Annotated in this window: 4 protein-coding genes; all 4 read left to right on the top strand. The window is 67.5% G+C overall.

Translation table 11 applies throughout. The features are described 5' to 3' along the window. Positions 1–319 precede the first annotated feature (319 nt). A complete protein-coding gene (locus N790_RS03330) occupies positions 320–1,948 on the top strand; it encodes a TldD/PmbA family protein (RefSeq protein WP_043800700.1) in 1,629 nt (542 codons plus the stop codon). A 21-nt stretch (positions 1,949–1,969) separates the two neighbouring features. Then, positions 1,970–3,304, top strand: coding sequence for a TldD/PmbA family protein (locus N790_RS03325; protein ID WP_043800697.1), 1,335 nt, complete (start codon positions 1,970–1,972; stop codon positions 3,302–3,304). 15 nt (positions 3,305–3,319) lie between these two features. Further along, positions 3,320–4,015, top strand: coding sequence for a DUF4159 domain-containing protein (locus N790_RS03320; RefSeq protein WP_043800704.1), 696 nt, complete (start codon positions 3,320–3,322; stop codon positions 4,013–4,015). Between the two features lie 19 nt (positions 4,016–4,034). Continuing rightward, positions 4,035–4,794: AAA family ATPase (locus N790_RS03315; RefSeq protein ID WP_043800701.1), on the top strand; the 760-nt coding region annotated here is incomplete at its 3' end.

Raw genomic sequence — 4,794 nt, 5'->3', positions numbered from 1 at the left:
CGCCGGGGCGGGCGCCGGCGCCGCGCGCGGGTAGTACTTCCACACCGCCACGCCGCTGGCCGCCAGCACCGCCACGGCCGCCCAGGGGCCCCACTGGAATCGAGTCGCCATCACGCACTCCTAACACCGGAAACCAAGCCCTGAGACTGGCCCCGCCGCGCTGAAGTTCCGCGGAACGCCACTTGGCGCCGCGCCGGGCCACGCGCTAGGCCATTCGTCACTTGACGCTCCGGAGGCCGGTGCCCAGAGTCGGTCGGGCTTGTTTTCCGCCGGTGCATCGCCGATGCCCGGCCCGGCCCCTTCCTGCTGGAGTGACCTGATGGACAGACGCAACTTCCTGACGATGTCGGGCCTGGGCCTTGCCGGCCTGATGGTCCCCTTTGGCCGCGTCATCGCCGCCGAGGAACTGGTTTCCACCCTCGACGTGGCCATAAAGAAAGCCATCGCCGACACCGCCCTGCAGGCCGCGCGTGATGCCGGCGCCAGCTACTGCGACGTGCGCGTCGGCCGCTACCTGCAGCAGTTCGTGGTCACCCGCGAGGACAAGGTGCAGAACGTGGTGAACACCGAATCCACCGGCGTCGGCGTGCGCGTGATCGCCAACGGCGCCTGGGGCTTCGCCGCCACCGAGGACCTGAGCACCGAGGGCGTGGCCAAGGCCGCGCGCCAGGCCGCCGCCATCGCCAAGGCCAACTCCCGCCTGCAGACCACGCCGGTGCAGCTGGCGCCGGTGAAGGGCGTGGGCGAAGTGAGCTGGCGCTCGCCGATCGCCCGCAACTCGATGGAAGTGCCCATCAAGGACAAGGTGGACCTGCTGCTGGGCGTGAACGCCGCCGCCATGAAGGCCGGCGCCGACTTCGTGAACTCCACGCTGTTCCTGGTGAACGAGCAGAAGTACTTCGCCTCCACCGACGGCAGCTACATCGACCAGGACGTGCACCGCATCTGGGCCCCGTTCACCGTGACCGCGGTGGACAAGGCCAGCGGCAAGTTCCGCACCCGCGACGGCCTGTCGGCCCCGATGGGCATGGGCTACGAGTACCTGGACGGCAAGGCCGAGCACAAGTACGTCTCGCCCAACGGCGTGGTGAACTACGGCAAGTCCTACGACATGGTCGAGGACGCCGTGGCCGCCGCCAAGCAGGCGCGCGAGAAGCTCACCGCCCCGTCGGTGAAGCCGGGCAAGTACGACCTGGTGCTCGACCCGACCAACCTCTACCTCACCATCCACGAGAACGTGGGCCACCCGCTCGAGCTCGACCGCGTGCTGGGCTACGAGGCCAACTACGCCGGCACCAGCTTCGCCACGCTCGACAAGCGCGAGAACAAGTTCCAGTACGGCAGCGGCATCGTCAACCTGTTCGCCGACAAGGTGCAGGAAGGCAGCCTGGGCGCCGTCGGCTTCGACGACGAGGGCGTGAAGACCAAGCGCTGGGACCTGGTGAAGGACGGCGTGCTGGTGAATTACCAGGCCATCCGCGACCAGGCCCACATCATCGGCGAAACCGAATCGCACGGCTGCTGCTACGCCGATTCCTGGGCCAGCGTGCAGTTCCAGCGCATGGCCAACGTGTCGCTGGCGCCGGGCAAGACCAAGCTCAGCGTGGCCGACATGATCAAGGACGTCGAGAAGGGCATCTACATCATTGGCGACGGCTCGTTCTCGATCGACCAGCAGCGCTACAACGCCCAGTTCGGCGGCCAGCTGTTCTACGAAATCGAAAACGGCAAGATCACCCGCATGCTCGAGGACGTGGCCTACCAGATCCGCACGCCGGAATTCTGGAACGCCTGCTCGGCGATCTGCGACGAGTCGGACTACCGCCTCGGCGGCAGCTTCTTCGACGGCAAGGGCCAGCCCGGCCAGATCTCGGCCGTCTCGCACGGCGCCGCGACCACGCGCTTCGACGGCGTGAACATCATCAACACCGCCCGCAACCTCGGCTGACCGGCGCAGGAGCCCTGAACCATGAGCATCTACACCGAAGAACAGGCCAAGGCCATCCTCGACAAGGTCATCGCCCTGTCCCAGGCCGACGAGTGCACCGCCACGCTGTCGGGTTCGATCACCGGCAACATCCGCTTCGCGCTCAACAACGTCTCCACCAGCGGCATCGTTTCCAATGCCCAGCTGATCGTGCAGTCGGCGTTCGGCCAGCGCGAGGGCATCACCACCATCAACAGCTTCGACGACGCCTCGCTCGAGCGCGTCGTGCGCCGCGCCGAAGAGCTGGCCCGCCTGGCGCCTGAAAACCCCGAGCGCATGCCGGCGCTCGAGAAGCAGGACTACAAGCCCAGCCCCACCTTCGTGCAGGCCACCGCCGACATCACCCCGGAGCAGCGCGCGCAAATCGCGGCGGCGTCCATCGGTCCCTGCCGCGACGGCAAGCTCATCGCCGCCGGCTTCCTGCAGGACGACCAGAGCTTCTTCGCCTTCGCCAACTCCAAGGGCAACTTCGGCTACCAGCGCGCCACCAACCTCGACTACACCTGCACGGTGCGCACCGAGGACGGCCGCGGTTCCGGCTGGGTGTCGCGCAACGCCGCCGACGTGAAGCAGTTCGACGCCGACGAGTCCATCCAGGTCGCCATCCAGAAGGCGCGTGATTCGGCCGAAGCCAAGGCGCTGGAGCCGGGCAAGTACACCGTGATCCTGGAACCGGCCGCCGCGGCGGGCCTGATCAGCTTCATGATGTTCTTCTTCGACGCCCGCCAGGCCGACGAAGGCCGCAGCTTCCTGTCGAAGAAGGGCGGCGGCACCAAGCTCGGCGAGCAGGTCTACGACCCGCGCGTGACCATCATGGCCGATCCCTGGGACCCCGAGGCGCCGGTGATGCCCTGGGACCAGGAAGGCCTGCCGCGCGAAAAGCACGCCATCATCAAGGACGGCAAGGTCGAGTACCTGCAGTACTCGCGCTACTGGGCCCAGAAGCAGGGCAAGCGCGCCGTGGGCCAGCCGGGCAACCTGCTGATGGCCGGCGGCAGCAAGTCCACCGCCGAGCTGGTGAAGGGCACCCAGAAGGGCATCCTGGTCACCCGCACCTGGTACATCCGCATGGTCGACCCGCAGACCGTGCTGCTGACCGGCCTGACCCGCGACGGCACCTTCTACATCGAGAACGGCGAGATCAAGCACCCGGTGAAGAACTTCCGCTTCAACGAGTCACCGGTGATCATGCTCAACAACATCGAGGAGCTCGGCAAGCCGGTGCGCCTGAGCGGCGACGAGTCGCCGTTCGTGATGATGATCCCGCCGATGAAGCTGCGCGACTTCACCTTCACCTCGCTGTCCGACGCGGTGTGACTGATGGTGGCGCCGATGCATCGCCGTCGTTTCCTCGGCCTGCTCGGCGCCTCCCTGGCCCTGGCGGCCGCGCGTCCCGCGCGCGCCGCCACGGCTGATTACGATTTCTGGTTCACGCGGCTGATGTACGACTCGGGCGACTGGGACGTGGACCAGCGCATGCCGGCCAATGTCATCACCTCGCTGATCGAGTACACGAAGCTGCGGGTGGACCCGAAGGAACACGTGCTGGCCCTGGCCGACCCGCGCATGCTGCAGGCGCCGTTCTGCTACCTGTCCGGGCACAAGCTGGTGGAGTTCAACCCCGACGAACGCCGCAATTTCGAGCGCTACGTGCGCAGCGGCGGCTTCGTGTTCGTGGACGATTGCAACCACGATATCGACGGGTTGTTCGCCAAATCCTTCGAGGCCGAGATGGCCGCCATCTTCGGCCCGCGCGCGCTGCAGAAGCTGCCGCCGCGCCACCCCATTTATTCCAGCTTCTTCCGCTTCGACGGCCCGCCCGCCACCGGCTTCGAGCTCAACGGCTGGGGCGACGACCTGGTGCACGACTACCTCAAGGGCATCACCGTCGACGGCCGCCTGGGCGTGCTCTACAGCAACAAGGACTACGGCTGCGAATGGGACTACGACTGGCGCAACAAGCGCTGGCTGGCCGAAGACAACACCAAGTTCGCGGTGAACATCGTGATGTACGCGCTCACCGCCTGAATCCCACCCTGGAAAACCGATGACCGCTTCCGTTTCCGCCCCCGAACTGCAGGCCCAGCTGGCCCGCCTCACCCCGCTGCGCGAGGCCATCGGCCAGGCCATCGTCGGCCAGCACGACGTGGTCGAGCAGCTGCTCATCGGCCTGCTCGCCGGCGGCCACTGCCTGCTCGAAGGCGTGCCGGGCCTGGGCAAGACCCTGCTGGTGCGCACCCTGGGCCAGGCGCTCGACCTGCAGTTCCGGCGCGTGCAGTTCACGCCCGACCTGATGCCCAGCGACATCCTGGGCACCGAAATCCTGGAAGAAGACCACGGCACCGGCCACCGCCACTTCAAGTTCCAGCCCGGCCCGGTGTTCACCAACCTGCTGCTGGCCGACGAGCTCAACCGCACGCCGCCCAAGACCCAGGCCGCGCTGCTCGAGGCCATGCAGGAAAAGACCGTCAGCTACGCCGGCGTCACCCACGAACTGCCGGCGCCGTTTTTCGTGCTGGCCACCCAGAACCCGCTCGAGCAGGCGGGCACCTACCCGCTGCCCGAGGCCCAGCTCGACCGCTTCCTGCTGCACGTGAAGGTGGACTACCCGAGCGAAGCCGAGGAGCGCGCCATCATCGAACAGACCACCGGCAGCAGCTCGGCCAAAGTGCCGCAGGTGATGCACGGCGCCGACGTGCTGGCCCTGCAGGCGCGCGTGCGCGAAGTGCACCTGGGCGCCGACCTGCTGGACTGGATCACGCGCCTGGTGCGCGCCAGCCGCCCGGGTGCCGGCGCGCCAGCCGAGA

This window comes from Arenimonas malthae CC-JY-1, from assembly GCF_000747075.1.
Classification (GTDB): domain Bacteria; phylum Pseudomonadota; class Gammaproteobacteria; order Xanthomonadales; family Xanthomonadaceae; genus Arenimonas; species Arenimonas malthae.
This window is presented reverse-complemented; position numbering and strand designations above follow the sequence as displayed.

Bases quoted from the DNA above. Each gene is read 5' to 3' on its own strand.
- N790_RS03325 (WP_043800697.1), top strand. From the start codon at position 1,970: ATGAGCATCTACACCGAAGAACAGGCCAAGGCCATCCTCGACAAGGTC.
- N790_RS03320 (WP_043800704.1), top strand. From the start codon at position 3,320: ATGCATCGCCGTCGTTTCCTCGGCCTGCTCGGCGCCTCCCTGGCCCTG.
- N790_RS03330 (WP_043800700.1), top strand. From the start codon at position 320: ATGGACAGACGCAACTTCCTGACGATGTCGGGCCTGGGCCTTGCCGGC.